Origin of the sequence: Collinsella aerofaciens (assembly GCF_039062315.1) — a bacterium.
In the GTDB taxonomy this organism is placed as follows: domain Bacteria; phylum Actinomycetota; class Coriobacteriia; order Coriobacteriales; family Coriobacteriaceae; genus Collinsella; species Collinsella aerofaciens_BG.
Genome location: NZ_JBCJBG010000007.1, coordinates 82,892 through 102,153, shown reverse-complemented (window position 1 = coordinate 102,153; position 19,262 = coordinate 82,892). Strand labels below are relative to the sequence as shown.

Sequence of the window (19,262 nt, the reverse complement as noted above, 5' to 3'; positions counted from 1 at the left end):
TGTCGTGCTTCACCCTCAAGTCGACACGCATAAAAAGCCTCCCATTTCTCATGTCCAAGAAATGGGAGGCAGTTCACGCGCTGCAGGGTCTTTTTGCATGTCATGTTTAGTTGTGGCCAACGCCTTAGAGAGCGGCAACGACCTCGATCTCGACCAGACCGCCAGCCGGAAGGGCGGCAACCTGGAAGGCGCTGCGCGCGGGGAACGGGGCCTCAAACTTGGAGGCGTAGATCTCGTTCACGGCGGCGAAGTCGACGATGTCGGCCAGGTAGACCGTGGTCTTGACGACATCGGCAAAGGTAGCGCCGGCAGCGGTCAGCAGGGCCTCGACGTTGGCGAGGGACTGCTTGGCCTGGGCCTCGACGCCCTCGGGCATCTTGCCGGTCGCGGGATCGATGCCCAGCTGGCCGGACAGGAACACCATGTTGCCGGCCTGGATACCGGGGGAATACGGGCCGATGGCTGCGGGTGCGTTATCGGAAGACACGACGGTCTTGCTCATGTTTTTCTCCTTACGATCAATTGAGAGAGCGTGAGCGCGGTGTTCGCACCGGGAGGCACAGTTCGGTCTGAACACCGCGCTTGATTGGGATAGTACTCAAGGTTTCTGTTTGATGCAAGAATATTATCAGCTTGCGAGAATATTTTATCGCCCAACGGTTTCCCCGAACCGCTGAACGGTTCTCATGTGGAGCAGCCAGTCCAAGCTGCTGAAGACTTTGTCCTGCTTAGGCTGCGGGCGTCGCCCACCGCAGCGACGCCACTATACTTTTGAGTATCTAAGCATTTTGAAAGGCAGGATATGACCGCAACCGCCAGTCGAACCACCAACCGCAGACCCGAGCTTTTGGCGCCCGCCGGAGGGCCCGAGCCTTTTGCCGCCGCGCTCGCTGCCGGGGCAGACGCCATCTACTGCGGCATGGGCAGCTTCAACGCCCGCCGCAAGGCAACAAACTTTACCGACGAGGCCTTTGAACAGGCCTGCCGTGCTGCACACCTGGCCGGCTCGCGCGTTTATGTCACGGTAAACATCGTCATCAAGCAGTCCGAGATGGGCGATGCGCTGCAGCTCATCCACCGCTGTTCCACGCTGGGCGCCGACGCCTTCATTATCCAGGACTGGGGCCTGTTCTTTGAGGTCAAGCGCACCATGCCCGGCATCGAGACACACATCTCGACCCAGGCGAACATCCATGACGACCGCGGGACTATTTGGTGCCGCGAGCAGGGCGCCGACCGCGTGACCCTCTCGCGCGAGCTCTCCATTGACGAGATCGCCGCCATCCACGACGCCGCGCCCGACGTCGACCTCGAGGTCTTTAGCCACGGTGCCATCTGCTTTTGCTACTCGGGTCTGTGCCTTCTCTCGAGTTTTGCCATGGCGGGCCGCTCGGCCAACCGCGGCATGTGCGCTCAGCCCTGTCGCCTGCCTTACGAGCTAATCGACGAGAACGGCCGCTCGCTCTCCCCTGCCGGTCGCGAACGCGCGCTATGCCCGCGCGACACCAATACCTCGCAGCTTGTTCGCCGTCTGTATGACGCCGGCGCCGCATCGCTCAAGCTCGAGGGCCGCATGAAGGCCCCCGATTACGTGTATTCCATCGTCGACGTGTATCGTCATCAGATTGATGACATGCTGGCCCATGTTTCGACCTCTAAGGATGAAGAGGCCGCCCGCCAGCGCCAACTCAAGCGCTGCTTTAACCGTGACTTTACGCACGCCTACCAAGACGGCACCTCGGGCGACGAGATGATGAGCTACGAGCGCTCCAACAACCGCGGCCAGATCGTGGGCACGGTGCTGGGCAGCCGCCTGGCCAACCGCGATGTGCGCGGGCTCAAGCCTGACGACCGTCGTCGCCGCGCCGCCATCGCCCGCATCGAGCTGTTTGAGCCCGTGGGCAAGGGCGACCTGCTGGAACTTCGTCACGACGATGAGTTCGACCAATTCCTGACCACCATCGCCGCCGATGATGCCGCTGCCGGCGACATCATCGAGTGCCGCGTGCCCCGTAGCATGCCCGAAGGTTGCCGCGTACGCGTGATTCGAAGCCAGCGCGCTATCGACGCCGCCGGCGCCGCGCTCAAGCGCGACGTGCTGCGCCGCCGCGCCGTAGACGTGTCCGTCGTGGCGCGCCTTGGCGAGCCTTTTACCGTGACGCTCACCTGCTGCGACGACCCCACGCTCACCGCCACGGCCACGGGCTTTACCGTCGAGGCCGCCAAGACCCGCGCGGTCGAGGCGTCCGATCTGGTTGAGCATGTAGGCCGCATGGGCTCCTCGCCCTTTGAGGCCGCGAGCTTTGATGTGACGCTCGATGAGGGCTGCGGCATGGGCTTTTCCGCCGTACATAAGGTGCGCACAGCCGCTTGCAAGGCGCTCGAGGAGGCCATTCTGGCACCGTACGCGAAGCGTGCCCGCACGCTCGAGCTGCCGGCGATTGTCACCAGTGATTCCCGCCCCATGCCCGAGCACTACCGCGATGAGCCGCAAATCTGCGCCACCGTCACCTCGCTCGAGGCCGCCGAGGCTGCTCGCGCCGAGGGTGCAACGCGCATCTACATGACCACCGACGCGCTCGATGCGGCCGAGCTCTCCCCCGCCGATGCGTTTGAGCAGGGCATCGTGCCCGTACTCGACGAGGTCTGCCGCGCCGTTGACCACGCACGCGTCGATCCCTGGATCAATGCCGGAGCCACCGTCGCCGTCGGCAATATCTCCGAGCTCGCCGTAGCCGCGCAGGCCGGCGCCACGGTCGAGATTCGCTCTTGCCTGCCGGTGCACAACACGCCCTGCATGGAGGCACTCGCCGAGCGCGGGGCCGGGGCGTTTTGGCTCTCGCCCGAGATCACGCTCGACGAGATTATCTCGCTTGGCACCTCCGCGCCCGCAGCCCTGGGCATCACCGTTTTCGGCCGCCCGCGCGTTATGACGAGCGAGCACTGCATCCTGCAGGTTGCCAACGGTTGTATCCACGATTGCGCCAATTGCCGCCTGCGCGCCCGCAAGCTGTCGCTCAAGAATATCGATGGCAAGGTCATGCCAGTGCGCACCGACGTCCACGGCCGCTCGCGCCTGTACGATGCCTACCCCATCGACCTCACGCCGCAGGTTCCGCAGCTGCTCGACGCCGGCGTGCGCCGTCTTATGGTTGACGGAACCCTGCTCGAGTCCGATGAGATTGGCCGCGCCGTCGCACGCGTCCGTCGCGCCATCGAGGCCGCGCAGGCCGGCCGTAAGCCCGCCGCCCGCCTGCGCGGCGCCACCTCGGGCTGTATGTTTGTGGGAATTAGCTAACCGAAAGGCTTACACGTGAACGAAGAACCCCAAGTCCTCTACTGCGACGCCTGGCTCATGGCCATCGATAAGCCCGCCGGCATGATCGTCCACGGTGACGGCACCGGCGAGCGCACACTTACCGACTACGCCAGCGATCTGCTGCTGGCGATGGGCGACGGCTTTGCCGCGACCGACATGCAGCCGCTCAACCGCCTGGACCGCAACACCACCGGCGTGGTTCTGTTCTCGCTCGACAAACAGACGCAGCCCGCCTTTGACCAGATGGTGAACGACCACGCCTTCGAAAAGCACTATCTGGCGCTGGCCGAGGGCAAGATAGACTGGAACGAAAAGCTCATCGACAAGCCGATCGCCCGCGACCGCCACGATAGCCGCAAGATGCGCGTCGGTGCCAGCGGCAAGCCGTCTCAGACGCGCGTCAAGGTGCTCAAGCGCCTTAAGAGCCGTCGAGGCCTGCCCACGCGTTCGTATATCGATGTCGAGCTGCTCACCGGCCGCAAGCATCAGATTCGCGTCCATCTGGCCAGCGAGCACCATCCGCTGGTGGGCGACGACCTGTACGGAACGCCGCGCCCATGCGGATTGATGCTCCACGCCCACAGCGTGTCCTTTACGCATCCCGTTACCGGCGAGCACATCCACATCGAAGCCCCCTGCCCCTGGGAGCCCTAAACCACCACAATGGGGACAGGTACCTTCGCGGTGGTTTTGGCCTTAGCCTGCCCCTGCTTCTAGACCGTGATGACGTTGTCCATTGCCCGGTACTTGGCGGGGACCTCGCCCGCGGTAATAATCGTTGCATCGCGAAAATCCGCGAACTTGACGGGCGCCACCATGCCAAATTTACTGGCGTCCGAGATTACGAAGCGCTTGGCCGTATGGCGCATCGAGATACGCTTTACTTGCGCTTCCTCGATATCGGGCGCCGTGAAGCCCTGCTCGGCGGCAATGCCGTTAGAGCCCCAAAAGCCACAATTGAAGTTGTAGCGGTCTAGGGTTGCCAAGGCATCGGGGCCAACGAGCGCCTCGGTCTCGGGCTTGAGCTCGCCGCCCAGCACCACGGTACGCATGCCGCGCAAAGCGAGGTGCTGAGCATGGAGCACGGAATCGGTCACATAGGTGACATCTTCAAGGTGTGGAAGATGCTCGATGAGCTTGAGCGTCGTCGAGCCCGAGTCGATGTATACAAAGCTCTCGGGCTCCACAAGCGCCGCCGCACGGGCGCAGATACGCTCCTTGTCGTCGTTATGGAGGTCGCTGCGCTCGTTGAGTGTTAAGTCACGCGTCACGTGCGCGCGCTCAAGACTCGTCGCTCCACCGTGGACCTTAGCGATGCGGTGCGCTCGATCGAGCGTCTGCAGGTCGCGCCGAATGGTAGACGCCGTCACGCCCAGAGCCTCGGCAAGCTCCGGCACGGTAACCGAGCCGGCCTGCTGCACCATCGACACGATCGCGTTGAGCCTATCTTCCGCAAGCATCGCTTACTCCTCCTCGGGGTACACGACTCCCCAGTCGGTGCGAAGCTTGGTCATAAGCTCCATAACATCAGAAGCATAATCCAGTAGCTCGCGCTTGGAGTCGTCGCCGGCAACGGCCTTCTCAAGATCGGCCATCTCATAGCACAGGGCGTAAGCCTCGGTGCCGGCGTGGACCTCCTCGCGGTGGCCGTCCGCAGTCCACACGATGGTCGCGTGATCGGCACGCGGATACTCGTTGACCTCGATATAGCACTTGTCAAAGCTGATGACCGAGCGCTTGGGCTGCTTGGAGTGAAGCGTAAGGCTCACAACACCCAGCTGCTGCTCGGCATTACGGCAGACGATGCCGCCCGCAACGTCAACGCCGGTCTCACAGGTGTTGCCCAGCGAAACGACCTCAGCGGGCTGGCTTGCCATAAAGAGGCGCATAACGGACAGGGCATAGACGCCAATGTCGAGCATGGCACCGCCAGCAAGGTTGCGATTGTAGAAACGGTTGGTCAGGTCGCCGTACTCCTTGTAGCTGCCAAAGTTGAGTTGGGCGAGGTTCATGCGGCCAAACTCGCCGACATCCATGCGGCGGCGCAGCTCCTGATACAAGGGCATATGGAGCACCGTAGTGGCGTCCATGAGGATCACGTTATGCTCGTCGGCAATGGCACGCGCCTCGTCGAGCTCGGCGGAGTTGAGGGTGATGGCCTTCTCGCAAAGCACGTGCTTGCCAGCTGCCAGGGCCGCACGCAGATAGGTGATGTGCGTGTTATGCGGCGTGGTGATATAGATCGCGTCGATGTTCGGATCGGCATAGAGGTCCTCGACCGATTCGTAGACCTTCTCGATGCCATACTGATCGGCAAAAGCCTGAGCCTTGGACAGCGTGCGGTTGGCGACGCCCGCAAGCTTGCGGCCGGAAAGAGCGAGAGACTGGGCCATCTGGTTGGCGATAACACCGCACCCGATCACAGCCCAACGAAGCTCGGGAGCCGTAAAGATATCATCGGGGAATGGCTTGTCCTGGACCGAAGCGAACGCTGCCTTTGCGGCTGCCGCAGCATCAAGCGGAGCCTGTTTACAATCTGCCATATCTGCCTCCTGCGTCGTGAAAAGTCTTTTATTTCTGACAGCTCTATATTCGCACAAATGCGCGTGTATGTGCGTGCTTCTGCGTGTATTACCGCTAAATGGTCAAAATTCAGCAGCAGATGGCGCATATACAAGCACAGTCACGCAATCCTACGCACGTAACTACACACAAATACGCATCACCTGATCCCTTGGGGACGGAGGAAAACGGATCATTTGAGGCGTCGCGCCAGCCAACAGTTGCCCTTTTAACCGTTGCCTCACCGAGTCCGCAGCAACGCACAAGCTGACCAACTGTCACGCCAGCCTTCGTGCGCGCAATCACTCATTTAAGCCTGTCCCCAATGAGTACCCAATGAATAGGGATCAAAAAAGGCCCGGGTGCCGTGGGGCATCCGGGCCTTTGCTAGCAACTTGATGTTGCGGGCAGCTTAGAACTTGTGGCCGCACTTCTTGCAGACGCGCAGCTTGTTCTTGCCGTCCTTCTCGTGAGCGACGCGGGTAACCTTACCGCACTCGGGGCAAACGAGATTGACGTTGGAGGCGTCGATAGGAGCCTCCTGCGAAACGATGCCGCCCTGCTGGTTGGCAGCGTTGGGCTTGACGGCCTTCTTGACGACCGAAACGCCCTCGACAACGACCTTGTTCTCGGCGGGGAGAGCACGCAGGACAACGCCCTGCTTGCCGCGATCCTTACCAGAGAGAACCTGGACCTTATCGCCCTTCTTGATATACATATATCTCCCCTAACTACAGGGTCTCGGGAGCGAGCGAGACGATCTTCATGTACTTCTTGTCACGAAGCTCGCGAGCGACGGGCCCGAAGATACGGGTGCCGACGGGCGAACCATCGTTGTTGATGACAACGCAGGCGTTCTCATCAAAGCGAATGTAGGAGCCATCCTTGCGGCGGATCTCCTTAACGGTGCGAACGACGACGCAACGGACAACGTCCTTCTTCTTGACGTTGGCGCCAGGGGTAGCCTCCTGGACAGCACCGATGAACACATCGCCGATGCCTGCATAACGACGCTTGGAACCGCCAAGCACCTTGATGCAGCGAATCTTGCGAGCGCCGGAGTTGTCGGCGACGTTCAGCATGGTTTGCATCTGAATCATGGTAGATGTTCCTCCGAACTAAGAACCGAAGAGAGGTGCGCTGCCTTTATACGGCCTGTGGTATGCAAGCCAGGCATACGCACATCTTCGGAAACGTACAAGTCGTAAGAGCGACTGCTTATTTAGCGCGCTCGACGACCTCGATGAGGCGCCAACGCTTCATCTTGGACATAGGACGGGTCTCCATAACGCGGACGGTGTCGCCCACGCCAGCCGTGCACTCCTCGTCGTGAGCGTGCAGCTTCTTGGAGCTGGTCATCATCTTGCCGTACTTGGGGTGACGCTTGCGCTCGGTGATGGTGACAACAATGGTCTTGGCACCGGAGACGGAGGTAACGACACCCGTACGGACCTTACGCGAGTTACGCGAATCAGTCATGTTCTCTCCTTAGGTCCTACTCGGCGACAGCGGACTTCTCCGCTGCGATCTCGCGGGCGCGCTGCTCCGTGAGGACGCGAGCGATGTCCTTCTTCACGGTGTTGACGCGAGCGGTGTTGTCCAGCTGGCTGGTAGCCATCTGGAAACGAAGGTTAAAGAGCTCGGCGCGCATTTCCTTCAGCTTCTCAACGAGCTGAGCGTCCGAGAGCTCACGAATCTCTGCGGGCTTCATTAGTTCTCCTCCTTGGCGGCGGCGGCGTCCTCAGCAGCCCACTTGGCCTCGAGAGCGGCCTCCTCAGCCATCTCCTTCTCGATGCGCTGCTCAGCGTTCTTGGCAGCAACAATCTTGGTCTTGATGGGGAGCTTGTGCTGCGCAAGACGCAGAGCCTCGCGAGCGACCTCCTCGGGAACACCCTTGACCTCGAACATGATGCGGCCGGGCTTGACGACGGCCACCCACTCCTCGGGGTTACCCTTACCAGAACCCATGCGAGTCTCGGCAGGCTTCTTGGTGATGGGCTTATCGGGGAAGATCGTGATGTAGACACGACCGCCACGCTTCATGTAGCGGGTCATGGCAATACGAGCGGCCTCGATCTGACGGTTGGTGATCCAATGGGCCTCGAGAGCCTGGATACCAAACTCGCCGAAATGCAGCTCGGTATTACCCTTGGCCTGGCCCTTCATGGAGCCACGCTGCACCTTGCGGTGAAGAATACGCTTAGGGGCAAGCACTACTGACCCCTCCTCTCGGAGTTACGACGACGAGGACGGGAAGAGCCCTCGAGTGCAGGGTTGGGAACAGGCTGGCCCGGGAGCTTCTCGCCCAGGTAAATCCAGACCTTCACGCCGCAAGCGCCCATGGTGGTGCTGGCGACAGCCGTGCCGTAGTCGATCTTGGCACGGAGGGTGTGCAGAGGCACGCGACCCTCGCGGTACCACTCACGACGGCCCATCTCGGCACCGCCGAGACGACCGGAGCACTGGATACGGATGCCCTTAGCGCCGGCCTTGCGGGCGGACTGGACAGCCTTGCGCATAGCGCGACGGAAGGCAACGCGGCCCTCGAGCTGCTCGGCGATAGACTGAGCAACGAGGTTGGCGTCGAGCTCGGGGCGCTTGATCTCGACAACGTCGACGGAGAGCTGGCCCTTGGAGACGCCAGCGACCTTCTCGAGCTCGGTGCGGAGGGTATCGATCTCGGCACCCTTCTTACCGATGACAACGCCGGGGCGAGCGGTGAGGATAATGACCTTCACCTTGTCGCCAGCGCGCTCGATCTCGACGCGGGAGACAGCTGCGCGGGAAAGACGCTTCTCGAGGTACTTGCGGATCTCGAGATCGTTACCGAGGGTCTTAGCGTAATCCTTCTCTGCGAACCAGCGGGAGCGCCAGTTCTCGGTGATGCCAAGACGGAAGCCGGTGGGGTAGACTTTCTGACCCATACAGCTTTACGCCTCCTTTCGAGGAGCAACGACGACGGTGATGTGGGAAGTACGCTTCAGAATGCGAGAAGCGGAACCCTTGGCGCGGGGACGGATGCGCTTAAGCGTCGGACCCTCGTCAACATAGGCAGCGGCGACAACCAGGTTGTCGGCACGCAGACCGTTGTTGTTCTCGGCGTTCGCAACGGCGGAACGGAGAACCTTCTCGACATCCACGGCGACGGCGCGGTCGCAGAAGTGGAGGATGTCGAAGGCCTGAGCGACAGGCTTGCGGCGGATCAGATCGACCACCAGGCGGGCCTTGCTGGGGGAAACACGCACGTACTTAGCGACGGCGCGAACCTCGGTGGCCTCAGTTTCAATAGACTTAGTTGCCATTTACGGTTAACCCCCTATTTGGCCTTGTGGCCACGGAACGTACGAGTCGGCGCGAACTCGCCGAGCTTGTGACCAACCATGGACTCGGTAACATACACGGGCACATGCTTGCGGCCGTCGTGGACGGCGATGGTGTGACCAACCATCTCGGGGAAGATGGTGGACGCGCGGGACCAGGTCTTCACGACGTCCTTCTTGCCAGCCTCGTTCATCGCGGTGATACGCGAGAGAAGGCGAGTCTCCACGAACGGGCCCTTTTTGAGACTTCTGCTCATAAGTGCTTTCTCCTAAAACTCGGTATCCGAAATTACTTCTTACGGCGACGAATGATGTGCTGGTTCGAGACCTTCTTCTTCTTGCGCGTACGAAGGCCCTTCGTCGGCTTACCCCAGGGGGTAACGGAGGGACGACCAGAGGTGTGGTTCTTGCCCTCGCCACCGCCGTGCGGGTGGTCGACAGGGTTCATGACGGTACCGCGGACGGTCGGGCGCACGTTCATGTGACGCTTACGGCCGGCCTTGCCGATGACGATGTTGGAGTGATCGGCGTTGCCGACCTCACCGACGGTGGCGCGGCAGGTAACGAGGATGCGGCGCATCTCGGAGGAAGGCATACGGACGATGGCGTACTTGCCCTCCTTACCCATCAGCTGGCAGGAGTTACCGGCGGAACGGGCGATAGCAGCGCCCTTGCCCGGCTGGAACTCGACGGCGTGGATGAGCGTACCGACGGGGATGTCGGCGAGGGGCAGAGCGTTGCCCGGCTTGATGTCGGCGTCAGAACCGGACATGATGGTCTGACCGACCTCGAGGCCCTTGGGGGCCAGGATGTAGCGCTTCTCACCGTCAGCGTAGTGCAGCAGAGCGATGCGAGCGGAACGGTTCGGATCGTACTCGATCGTGGCGACCTTGGCGGGCACGCCGTCCTTGTTGCGCTTGAAGTCGATCACGCGGTAACGACGCTTCACGCCGCCGCCCTGGTGGCGGGTGGTGATGCGGCCGTTGTTGTTACGACCGGCCTTCTTGGGCAGGGGCTCGAGAAGAGACTTCTCGGGCTTGGTGCAGGTGATCTCGGAGAAGTCGGAGATCGTCTGCCAACGCCTACCAGCGGAGGTCGGCTTAAGGTGCTTTACAGCCATTACAATCCCTTTCAATAGGAATCCGTTAGCCATCGCAGACAGGGATTCGAGGTTCTGCCTCGGGTGCGATGACGCCGGACGTATACACGGTTCCGGGCGTGTCCATTTTATACGCCCAAAACCTTGAGCTCTCGCCTCCCCTTTTTGGGAGGCATGAGCTCACTCAACAGCAGCGAGTCTTAGGCCTGGTTGCCAAAGACCTCGATGGTGTCGCCCTCGGCCAGCGTGACGATGGCCTTCTTCCAAGAACGGGTCTTGCCGGCGACATAGCGCACGCGCTTGGTCTTGGGCTTGACCGTCAGGGTGTTCACGCGAACGACCTTGACGCCGAAGATCTCCTCGACAGCGTCCTTGATCTGATACTTGTTAGCATCCTTGGCGACCTCGAACGTGTACTTGTTCAGCTCCATGCCGGAGAAGGAACGCTCGGACACGATCGGACGGATGATGATCTCGTGGGCGGTCATTTATGCAAGCACCTCCCCGAAGTGAGCGGCGATGTCGGCGGGCATCAGCACGGCGTTGTTGTTGACGAGATCGTAGGTGTTGGCCTCGTCAGCGGTGATGATGAACGTCTTGGGAATGTTGCGGAACGACAGGTAGGCGTTGACGTCCTCATCGCGAACGATGATGGTCAGACGCTTGCCCTCAAGGCCGAGAGCCTTGAGCATGGCGACGGCAGCCTTGGTGGAAGGCTTCTCGAAGCCGTAGTCGTCGACGAGCACGAGCTCGCCATCGGCCAGCTTGGCGGACAGCGCGGAGCGCATAGCCAGCTTGACCTCCTTGTTGTTCATACGCTTAGCGTAGGAACGGGGCTTGGGGGCGAAGACAACGCCACCGTGACGCCACTGGGCAGCACGGATGGAACCCTGGCGGGCACGGCCGGTGCCCTTCTGACGCCAAGGCTTCTTGCCGCCACCGGAAACCTCAGAGCGGCCCTTAGCGGACTGGGTGCCCTGACGCCAAGAGGCCATCTGGCACTTGACGATGTGGTGCATAACGTGGATGTTCGGCTCGATGCCGTACACCTCAGCGGCGAGCTCGGCCTCGGCGACCTTCTTGCCCTCGCTGTTCTTTACTTCAAACTTTGCCATTTAAGTGTTCTCCTTGGTATGACGCTGGGCTAAATGGGCTGGGCCCTTAGGCCATACGGATGGCGACGAGACCATTCTTGGCACCCGGGACAGCGCCCTTGACCAAGATGAGGTTCTGCTCGGCATCGATGCGGACAACGGAAAGGTTCTTGACGGTAACGCGCTCGTTACCCATGTGACCGGCCATCTTGACGCCCTTGAGGACGCGCGCAGGATAGGCGCACTGACCGATAGAACCGGGGTGACGCTGGAAGTGAGAACCATGCGTCATAGGACCGCGGCGCTGACCCCAGCGCTTGATGCGACCCTGGAAGCCCTTACCCTTGGAGGTACCGATGACGTCGACCTTCTCGACATCAGCGAAATCAGCGACGGTGACGACCTCGCCGACCTTGTGCTCCTCGCCGTTCTCGACGCGGACCTCACGAAGGAAGCGGACAGGCTCGACGCCAGCCTTGGCGAAGTGACCAGCCATGGGCTTGTTCACGTTCTTGGCCTTGATGTCGCCGAAACCGATCTGGACGGCGTCATAGCCGTCGGTTGCCTGAGTTTTAACCTGCGAGACAGCGCAGGGGCCAGCCTGGATGACCGTGACGGGAACGACGTTGTCGTCCTCGTCCCAAACCTGGGTCATGCCAATCTTGCGGCCGAGAATCATGCTGATCAAGATATGATCCCAACTCTCGCGTGGTCTTGGGACAATGCGTACACCACCGAGCGTACGCCCCTAGAGGACCACTACTTACACGACGTGCTCCCCAGCCTTGTATTTCGCCCGGACTACCTGACAACCCTATTAAGCAGGCATTTTGTCCAGCCAGAATACTCCCCTGGTTACACACAGCTGTTTAGTATACACGGCTGCGGGCGTATCCATCGAGATTCATATTTCACTCACATTGTTTACGCAGGTAAAGTGCGTGGCACGTTCCCAGTGTGCGGCGGAGGGGGCGGGCCTGAGACATATTAAGGTTGCTGCTCTACAGTCCTGCTCACGACGGAGAGCACATTAAGTGCTCTCCTGTTCGTGCGGAACTCGCGACAACCTTAATATGTCTCAGGCCCGCCCCCTCCGCCGCACACTGGGAACGCCACGTTGATGTCTGCTAAACCTTGCTCGCTCAGGCTAATGACTTTGTTGGGGGTCCACTATTTGCTGGAGGGTGAACTTGCATTGGGACGGTTCGCCTTCTGCTTGTGGCTTTGCCTCATCGAAATCGAAGATCATGATGGCACAGTTGGGGAGTTTTGTTGGGAGCTCGAAGCCCTCTGGGGCTGCGGCCTTGATAAATTGGCGGCTGGCGCTGCCGTGGCTTACTGCTAGAAGGGTTTCGATGCCCTCGGAGCCCATGATATTGGTAAGCGCATCCACCATACGTTCTTGCAGCGCCTGGCTTCCTTCTCCTCCGAAGGGGACCAGGTCCTCGCCCGGATCCCAGACGTCGGTGGGCAGCGCGCCGTGCGGGCCTTCTTCGAAGGAGCCGTAGCAGCGCTCGATAATGCCTTCGCAGGGCTCGGCTGCTGCGTCCGGGCCGAGGAGCTCGCATGCGACGAGACTTGCCGTGTCCATGGCTCGGCCTAAGGGTGATGAGACCACTTTGTCGGGGACGACGCCGTGGGCTTTGAGCCATGCGGCTGCCATCCCGGCTTGCTGACGGCCTAAGTCGGTGAGCGGTGAATCGCAGCGGCCCTGGACCAGCTTTTTGACGTTGAACTCCGTCTGACCGTGGCGGAGTAGATACAGCTTCTTCATGCTCTCCCCTTCTGCATAACCTGCTTTGCCGGCATAGCCTTACTCGTGGGTATGCCCTACGTAGTCTTCGTCGATCGTAATCTTGGCAATCGACTTGGGATATTCCGATTCGACCCGTTGTGTCAGCGCGTGCTTTACGTCTTCGGCACTCATCTGCAGATCTGAGGGACGCACGCAGTCAAAGATCACGTTGGTGTGCGTAGGACCCGGCACGCAGCGCAGGTCATGAATCGAGAGGCGGCTATCGATCTCCTGGGCCATGGCGTGAATGCGCAAGCGCATGCTCGCCAGCTTGGGGTCATCGGTCACGATGGGATCGTAGTGAAGCGTAACGATCATGCCGTCTTCGTCCCTAAACGACTGCTCGATGTTATCGAGCGTGTCGTGACTTTCCAACGGGCTGTCCTCGGCCGCCATCTCGGCATGCGCACTTGCAAACTTCCTGCCCGGGCCGTAGTCGTGAACCATCAAATCGTGAACGCCCAAAACGCCGGGATAGCTCATGATCTTGTCTCGAATGTGCTTGACCAGCTTAGGATCGGGCGACTGGCCCAAAAGCGGGCTCACCGTATCCTGGATGAGCTCAAAACCGCTCCAGCCAATATAGGCGCCAACGGCAAGGCCGACCCATGCGTCAAGATTGATGTGCGTCACCTGCGAAACAATTGCGCACGCCAACACGGCGCCTGTGGCAAGGACATCGTTCTTGGAATCCTGCGCGGTCGCATGCAGCGTCTCGGACTCAATGCGATCGCCGAGCTTTTGGTTGAGGGCCGCCATCCACAGCTTTACAACCATCGAAAGTGCCAGGACCGCCACCAGGGCAAGCGAGAACTCGACAGGCTCCGGGTTGACAATACGCTCCACCGAGGACTTCACCAGTTCGATGCCAATAAGCAGCACGAGCGCCGCCACGACCAAACCCGAGAGATACTCGTAGCGACCGTGGCCGTAAGGATGCTCGGGGTCGGCCGGCTTGCTCGCCAGCTTAAAGCCCAGCACGCTCACGATATTCGAGCTTGCATCGGACAGGTTGTTCATGGCATCCGCCACAATCGAAACCGATCCCGACAGCACGCCAATTACGCCCTTCGCAGCGCATAGTGCCACATTGGCGAGAATACACACCACGCCCGTCAACGTGCCCACGCGCGCACGGTCGCCCTGCGCACGCTTAACAATCCACTCGACCATCTACATCCGCCCCCACGGTACTACCTATATATCTATTGCTCAAACGGATTGTAGTGTAGCCACTTTGTCTCCCAGATACAAAGAGGCCGCAGCCCGCACGGGCCACGGCCTTGGAGCATGACAAAAGAATCGTCCTTTTGTCGCACAGGTTTATGCGCTTACTTCAGCAGCGCTCGCCACTGTTTCGGGCGAATCGGCTCCGTCCTCCGTCGCCTGTTCCTTCGTCGGCACCACACCAAAGCAGTAGCTCAGCGCCGCAGACACCGCAAATGACACACCGCCGGCAGCGCAGCACCACAGCAGGTTCGAGATACCGCCCGTGGCAAAGCCAATGACCATGAGGACATTCGTCATGCCGATGGTATAGGCCGTAACGTGGCCCACGGCCGCAACAAGGCCTCCGACGGCGCCGCCAATGGCCATGCACGTCAGGCACCTGCCATATTTAAAGCCGCAACCGTACAGCGCCGGCTCGCTTACGCCGCCAAGCACGCCCGAGATCGAATAGCCCAGCATGAGCGCCTTCTCGTCCTTATCCGCAACGCGGAGCGACGCGCCAAAAGGCATGCCCCAAACGGCGAACGTTGCCATCGTCGCGGCGATCAGGATGCACGAATCCGTTCCCACACTCATAAACTGCGCATAGGCGAGCGATAGGACGACGTTGCTGACGCCCGCGATCTTAAGGAACTCCCAGCCCGCGGCAAGCCCCATGAGCGTGAGCAGCGACACGATGCCACCGGAATTGCCAAGCATAAACATAAGCTGGCCCAACAGCATGCCCAGATAGCTGCCCGCCGGTGCCGTAATACACAGCGAAACCGGAACCATGACAAGCATGGTCGCAAACGGAACGAACGAAAACGCCACGGCCTTAGGGATAACGCGCGAAAAGAAACACTCCACTCGCCATAGCACGGGCACCGAGATGAGAACCGGAATAACAGTCGTCGTGTAATCGTTGACCGGCGCGGGAAGCAGGCCATACACGGAAGTCATCGATGCCCCCGTCGTCGATGCGGCATCGACGAGCTTAAGCAGATCGGGCGCAATCAATACGCCGCCCAGCATCATGCCCAGCTGCTCCGAGCAACCGAGCTGGCGGGCGGCCGCCCAACCAAGATAAACGGGCAAAAAGTAGTAGCCGGCGTTATAGAGCCAACTGTAGAACAGGCGATAGATTTCGGAATCGGCAGACCACAGGCCCAGCATGCCTTCGCCCATAATGACGGCGACGGTGCGGAACAACGCCGCGCAGACAATAAACGGCAGCGCCGACATCATGCTTTTGGACAGATAGTCCACCACGGCCATGGCGTTTGATGAAACCGTCGTTGTAAACGAGGTGTTAGAAACTTGTGGCATGGAACGCCTTTCCCGATGTGACATGTGGGCTGTCCCTTTATCACATCGTACGGTACTGACCGATTGCGCGGTACTTTTCGTAGCGGAGGTTTGTGAGGGTCGCGTCGTCGAGCCGCCCAAGCGTATCGAAGGCATCAAATGCCGAGGACATGACGGCACCGGCGATCTCCTCATGCGACAGGCCCCTATCATCAACAATGCCGTCGATGATGCCGAGCGCCAACAAATCGGGGGCCGTGAGCTTAAGCGCCTCGGCGGCCTCATTCGCGCGCTCGGTATCCTTCCACAGAATCGACGCACAGGCCTCGGGGCTCACGACCGAATAGGCCGAGCTCGAGAGCATCAGGATGCGGTCGGCCACGGACAGCGCCAGCGCGCCACCAGAGCCGCCCTCGCCTGTTACCACCGAGACAATCGGCGTCTTAAGGCCGCTCATCTCCATGAGATTCCGGGCAATCGCCTCGCCCTGGCCGCGCTCCTCGGCACCGATGCCGCAAAACGCGCCCGAAGTATCGACCAGGCACAGAACCGGTCGACCAAACTTTTCGGCCTGGCGCATAAGGCGACGCGCTTTGCGGTAGCCCTCGGGATGTGCCATACCAAAGTTGCGACGCATGCGCTCTTTGGTCGTGGTGCCGCGCTCGATGGCGATAACCGTCACAGGACGTCCGTCTTTCCAGCCAATGCCACCCACCACGGCGGCGTCATCACCAAAGTAACGGTCGCCATGCAGCTCCACAAATCCGTCCAAGCCCAGCGAGATCATCTCGCCCGCCGTGGCACGATCTGCCGAGCGGGTCTGCTTGACAATCTCGAGCGCGGTTTTTGGTGGCGCCGAGCGCTTAAACAAGTGTCCCAGCTTTTTGCCGCGGCGACCCGTATGCACGATTTCATGCGGTGCCCCCAGGCCGGGCGCGTGCCCTTCGTGCAGCGCCAGCAGCTCGCCTACCGTGAGCGCAATCTCGCCACGCGGAACAACGGCATCGCAAAAGCCGTGCTCCATCAAAAACTCGGAGCGCTGGAATCCCTTGGGCAGTCGCTTGTGCATGTTCTGCTCGATCACGCGCGGGCCGGCAAATGCCGTCAGGGCATCGGGCTCGGCCAGGATAATGTCGCCCTCCATGGCAAAGCTCGCGGTTACGCCTCCGGTCGTGGGGTCGGTGAGCACCGTGATATACAGGCCGCCCGCCTCGCTGTGGCGCCTAACCGCCGCAGAAATCTTGGCCATCTGCATAAGCGATGTCACGCCCTCTTGCATGCGAGCACCGCCCGAAACGGTAAAGCCGACAACTGGCAATCCCAGCTCGGTCGCACGCTCAAATGCGCGACAGATCTTCTCGCCCACCACGGAGCCCATCGAGCCCATCATAAAGTTAGCGTCCATAAAGAAGAGCGCGGTATCGCAACCGCAGATTTTGCCCCTGCCGCACACAACGGCATCGTGCTCGCCCGAACGCTCGCTCACGCTCTTGAGCTTGTCGGCATAGCCGGGAAACGAAAGGAAGTCCTCCGGCGCCAGACTGGCATCCCATTCCTCAAACGTGCCCTCGTCAATCGTCATGCGCATGCGGTCGCGCCCGCTCACGCGAAAGTGTTTGCCGCAACGAGGGCAGACCTCGAGGTTGTCGTGCAGGCGCGCCTCATCGATCACGCGGCGGCACTCCAGGCACTTGATAAACACGTGGCGCGCGGGAAACTCGGCGCACGACTCGGTCATCGGTCCCTCGAGGACGTTGACCGTCTTCGCTTTTCTATTCATCAGCATAGAGATGCCCCATTAGATCGGTGTGATACATGCCCGACAAGAACTCGTCGTTTGCCAGCACGTCGAGCTGAAGCTCGCTGTTTTCGCTCACGCCCTCAATCACGAGCTCGCCCAGGGCCGAGCGCATCTTGCGAATGGCGCCGTCACGCGTGGGCGCACACACGATGAGCTTGCCGAGCATGGAGTCGTAGTACGGCGGAACTTTCGCACCGGCAAACATGGCGGAATCCCAGCGCACGCGCGGACCACCCGGCACACGCAACGCGGTGACCGTTCCGCATGACGGCAGAAAGTCCGGCGTTTCGGCATTGATGCGGCACTCCATAGCATGGTTGCGGACCGGCATGTCCTCCTGCTCAAAGGGCAGAGGCTGGCCGGCCGCCACGCGCAGCTGCCACTTGACCAAGTCGGTATCGGTCACAAACTCCGTAACCGGATGCTCCACCTGTAAGCGCGTGTTCATTTCCATAAAGTAGAAATTGCCGTCGTCCGAATACAGGAACTCGATGGTACCGGCTCCTTCGTAGCCGACGGCACGAGCCAGGTCACGCGCTGCCTTGTGCATGCGAGCACGAATGTCGTCGTGTCCGTCGAGGCACGGCGCGGGGCTCTCCTCGATTAGCTTTTGGTTGCGCCGCTGCACCGAGCACTCGCGCTCGCCGAGCGAAAACACATGGCCCTGCTTATCGGCCATAATCTGTACCTCAACGTGATGCGCCGGCGCGACGAACTTCTCCATGTAGCACTCGCCGTCGCCAAAAACGGCCTCGCCCTCGGCTCGTGCTTCAATAAAGGCCTTTGCCGCATCTTCCACGCGCTCGACCTTACGAATACCGCGACCGCCGCCGCCCGCACGCGCCTTAATAAGCACGGGGCAGCCAATGCGCTCAGCCTCGGCCGTTGCCTCCTCGGGACTTTTGAGCAAATCGCAGCCCGGCACGATGGGCACGCCCGCCGCGGCAGCCGTTCGACGTGCGGCGTCCTTGTCGCCCATGCTGTCGATCACCTTGGCCGAAGGACCAACAAACGCCAGGCCATACTTGTCGCAGTCGCGCACGAAGCTCGCCTTCTCGGAGAAAAAGCCATAGCCGGGATGAATTGCCTTAGCTCCCGACTTTACGGCACAGGTGAGCACGGCATCGTCGTTGAGGTAGCTCTCGGCAAGACGCGGGCCGCCGATGCAATACGCCTCGTCGGCAAGCTGCACGTGCAGTGCGTCCGCATCGGCCGTGGAATAAACGGCGACGGTCTTGATGCCCATATCGCGGCACGCGCGGATAACACGGACCGCAACCTCGCCGCGGTTGGCGATGAGCACTTTGTCGAACATGAAGCCTTCCTTAACTTTCGTGCATGAGTGCAAAAGACATATCGGCGCGGCAGCAAACCTCACCGTTGACGCTCGCAGTACCCGTCGCAAAGCGGAACGGCCCGCGCGCACGCGTGATGGAGCACACCAGATCCACCGTGTCGCCCGGGCGCACCGGACGCTTAAAGCGCACCTTGTCCAGACTGGTGTAGAACGGCGTCGCGCCGCGCGCCTCCTCATCGCCCATCAGCAGCACGCAGCAGTTCTGGGCGAGCATCTCGCACTGAATCACGCCGGGGACAACCGGGTTTCCCGGAAAATGCCCCTGTAAAAAGTACTCGTCGCCCGTAATCGTTATCTTGCCGTGGGCCTCGTCGCCCACCAGCTCGGCTTCGTCGAGCAAAAGCATCGGCTCACGATGCGGTAACAGCTTCTTGAGCTCTTCTTTGTTCATGGATATC

At 60.8% G+C, this 19,262-nt stretch carries 22 protein-coding genes and 1 pseudogene; 2 read left to right on the top strand and 21 right to left on the bottom strand.

The annotated features are described in order from the left end of the window. Positions 1-124: 124 nt before the first annotated feature. Positions 125-502, bottom strand: coding sequence for a Rid family detoxifying hydrolase (locus ABCP74_RS05595; protein ID WP_117769383.1), 378 nt, complete (start codon positions 500-502; stop codon positions 125-127). A gap of 300 nt (positions 503-802) precedes the next feature. Here ABCP74_RS05595 and ABCP74_RS05590 point away from each other — a divergent pair, with 300 nt between their 5' ends. Then, positions 803-3,298 (top strand): U32 family peptidase, encoded by a 2,496-nt coding sequence (locus ABCP74_RS05590; protein WP_343001100.1) that lies wholly within the window; start codon positions 803-805, stop codon positions 3,296-3,298. Between the two features lie 15 nt (positions 3,299-3,313). Then, complete coding sequence (locus tag ABCP74_RS05585) at positions 3,314-3,973, top strand: RluA family pseudouridine synthase (RefSeq protein WP_233504573.1); 660 nt, start codon at positions 3,314-3,316, stop codon at positions 3,971-3,973. Positions 3,974-4,032: 59 nt separating this feature from the next. Here the strand turns inward: ABCP74_RS05585 and ABCP74_RS05580 are convergent, their stop codons facing one another. The 20 genes and pseudogenes from ABCP74_RS05580 to fabZ form a co-directional block, all read right to left on the bottom strand. After that, on the bottom strand, positions 4,033-4,779 hold the full coding sequence (locus tag ABCP74_RS05580) for a DeoR/GlpR family DNA-binding transcription regulator (protein ID WP_117769379.1): 747 nt from the start codon (positions 4,777-4,779) through the stop codon (positions 4,033-4,035). 3 nt (positions 4,780-4,782) lie between these two features. Then, on the bottom strand, positions 4,783-5,862 hold the full coding sequence (locus ABCP74_RS05575; RefSeq protein WP_117769377.1) for a Gfo/Idh/MocA family protein: 1,080 nt from the start codon (positions 5,860-5,862) through the stop codon (positions 4,783-4,785). A 431-nt stretch (positions 5,863-6,293) separates the two neighbouring features. Then, complete coding sequence (gene rplX, locus ABCP74_RS05570; protein WP_343001099.1) at positions 6,294-6,599, bottom strand: 50S ribosomal protein L24; 306 nt, start codon at positions 6,597-6,599, stop codon at positions 6,294-6,296. Positions 6,600-6,612: 13 nt separating this feature from the next. Further along, a complete protein-coding gene (gene rplN / locus ABCP74_RS05565) occupies positions 6,613-6,981 on the bottom strand; it encodes a 50S ribosomal protein L14 (RefSeq protein WP_006235041.1) in 369 nt (122 codons plus the stop codon). 118 nt (positions 6,982-7,099) lie between these two features. Beyond that, positions 7,100-7,360: a 30S ribosomal protein S17 gene (gene rpsQ, locus ABCP74_RS05560; protein WP_006235040.1), complete on the bottom strand. Its 261-nt coding sequence runs from the start codon at positions 7,358-7,360 to the stop codon at positions 7,100-7,102. A gap of 16 nt (positions 7,361-7,376) precedes the next feature. Further along, positions 7,377-7,592 carry a 50S ribosomal protein L29 gene (gene rpmC, locus ABCP74_RS05555; RefSeq protein ID WP_006235039.1) on the bottom strand — a complete coding sequence of 72 codons (216 nt, stop codon included), beginning with the start codon at positions 7,590-7,592 and terminating at the stop codon, positions 7,377-7,379. Positions 7,593-7,678: 86 nt separating this feature from the next. Further along, positions 7,679-8,095 (bottom strand): annotated as a pseudogene (gene rplP / locus ABCP74_RS05550) (50S ribosomal protein L16); the annotation flags it as partial. Beyond that, positions 8,095-8,805 carry a 30S ribosomal protein S3 gene (gene rpsC, locus ABCP74_RS05545; RefSeq protein WP_006235037.1) on the bottom strand — a complete coding sequence of 237 codons (711 nt, stop codon included), beginning with the start codon at positions 8,803-8,805 and terminating at the stop codon, positions 8,095-8,097. The pseudogene rplP and the gene rpsC, both read right to left, overlap by 1 nt. A gap of 6 nt (positions 8,806-8,811) precedes the next feature. After that, complete coding sequence (rplV, locus tag ABCP74_RS05540) at positions 8,812-9,183, bottom strand: 50S ribosomal protein L22 (RefSeq protein WP_006235036.1); 372 nt, start codon at positions 9,181-9,183, stop codon at positions 8,812-8,814. Positions 9,184-9,197: 14 nt separating this feature from the next. Further along, a complete protein-coding gene (gene rpsS / locus ABCP74_RS05535; RefSeq protein WP_006235035.1) occupies positions 9,198-9,458 on the bottom strand; it encodes a 30S ribosomal protein S19 in 261 nt (86 codons plus the stop codon). Positions 9,459-9,490: 32 nt separating this feature from the next. Continuing rightward, a complete protein-coding gene (gene rplB / locus ABCP74_RS05530; protein ID WP_022094198.1) occupies positions 9,491-10,321 on the bottom strand; it encodes a 50S ribosomal protein L2 in 831 nt (276 codons plus the stop codon). 179 nt (positions 10,322-10,500) lie between these two features. Beyond that, entirely contained in the window at positions 10,501-10,788 is a 288-nt protein-coding gene (gene rplW, locus ABCP74_RS05525) for a 50S ribosomal protein L23 (RefSeq protein WP_022094197.1), read from the bottom strand. Next, on the bottom strand, positions 10,789-11,415 hold the full coding sequence (gene rplD, locus ABCP74_RS05520) for a 50S ribosomal protein L4 (RefSeq protein WP_006235032.1): 627 nt from the start codon (positions 11,413-11,415) through the stop codon (positions 10,789-10,791). Positions 11,416-11,461: 46 nt separating this feature from the next. Continuing rightward, positions 11,462-12,082 (bottom strand): 50S ribosomal protein L3, encoded by a 621-nt coding sequence (rplC, locus tag ABCP74_RS05515; protein WP_035137484.1) that lies wholly within the window; start codon positions 12,080-12,082, stop codon positions 11,462-11,464. A 459-nt stretch (positions 12,083-12,541) separates the two neighbouring features. Beyond that, the gene (locus tag ABCP74_RS05510; RefSeq protein WP_117745824.1) at positions 12,542-13,168 is read right to left on the bottom strand and encodes a histidine phosphatase family protein; all 627 of its coding nucleotides are present in this window, start codon (positions 13,166-13,168) and stop codon (positions 12,542-12,544) included. Between the two features lie 39 nt (positions 13,169-13,207). After that, entirely contained in the window at positions 13,208-14,362 is a 1,155-nt protein-coding gene (locus ABCP74_RS05505) for a cation diffusion facilitator family transporter (protein WP_148331879.1), read from the bottom strand. A 150-nt stretch (positions 14,363-14,512) separates the two neighbouring features. Next, positions 14,513-15,727, bottom strand: a complete 1,215-nt coding sequence (locus tag ABCP74_RS05500) for a PTS sugar transporter subunit IIC (protein WP_343001098.1) — start codon at positions 15,725-15,727, stop codon at positions 14,513-14,515. 40 nt (positions 15,728-15,767) lie between these two features. Then, on the bottom strand, positions 15,768-17,492 hold the full coding sequence (accD, locus tag ABCP74_RS05495; RefSeq protein ID WP_343001097.1) for an acetyl-CoA carboxylase, carboxyltransferase subunit beta: 1,725 nt from the start codon (positions 17,490-17,492) through the stop codon (positions 15,768-15,770). After that, a complete protein-coding gene (locus ABCP74_RS05490; RefSeq protein WP_195232309.1) occupies positions 17,479-18,822 on the bottom strand; it encodes an acetyl-CoA carboxylase biotin carboxylase subunit in 1,344 nt (447 codons plus the stop codon). The genes accD and ABCP74_RS05490 overlap by 14 nt, the downstream gene beginning before the upstream one ends. Before the next feature lie 10 nt (positions 18,823-18,832). After that, positions 18,833-19,255 carry a 3-hydroxyacyl-ACP dehydratase FabZ gene (fabZ, locus tag ABCP74_RS05485; RefSeq protein ID WP_099432064.1) on the bottom strand — a complete coding sequence of 141 codons (423 nt, stop codon included), beginning with the start codon at positions 19,253-19,255 and terminating at the stop codon, positions 18,833-18,835. Positions 19,256-19,262: the final 7 nt, after the last annotated feature.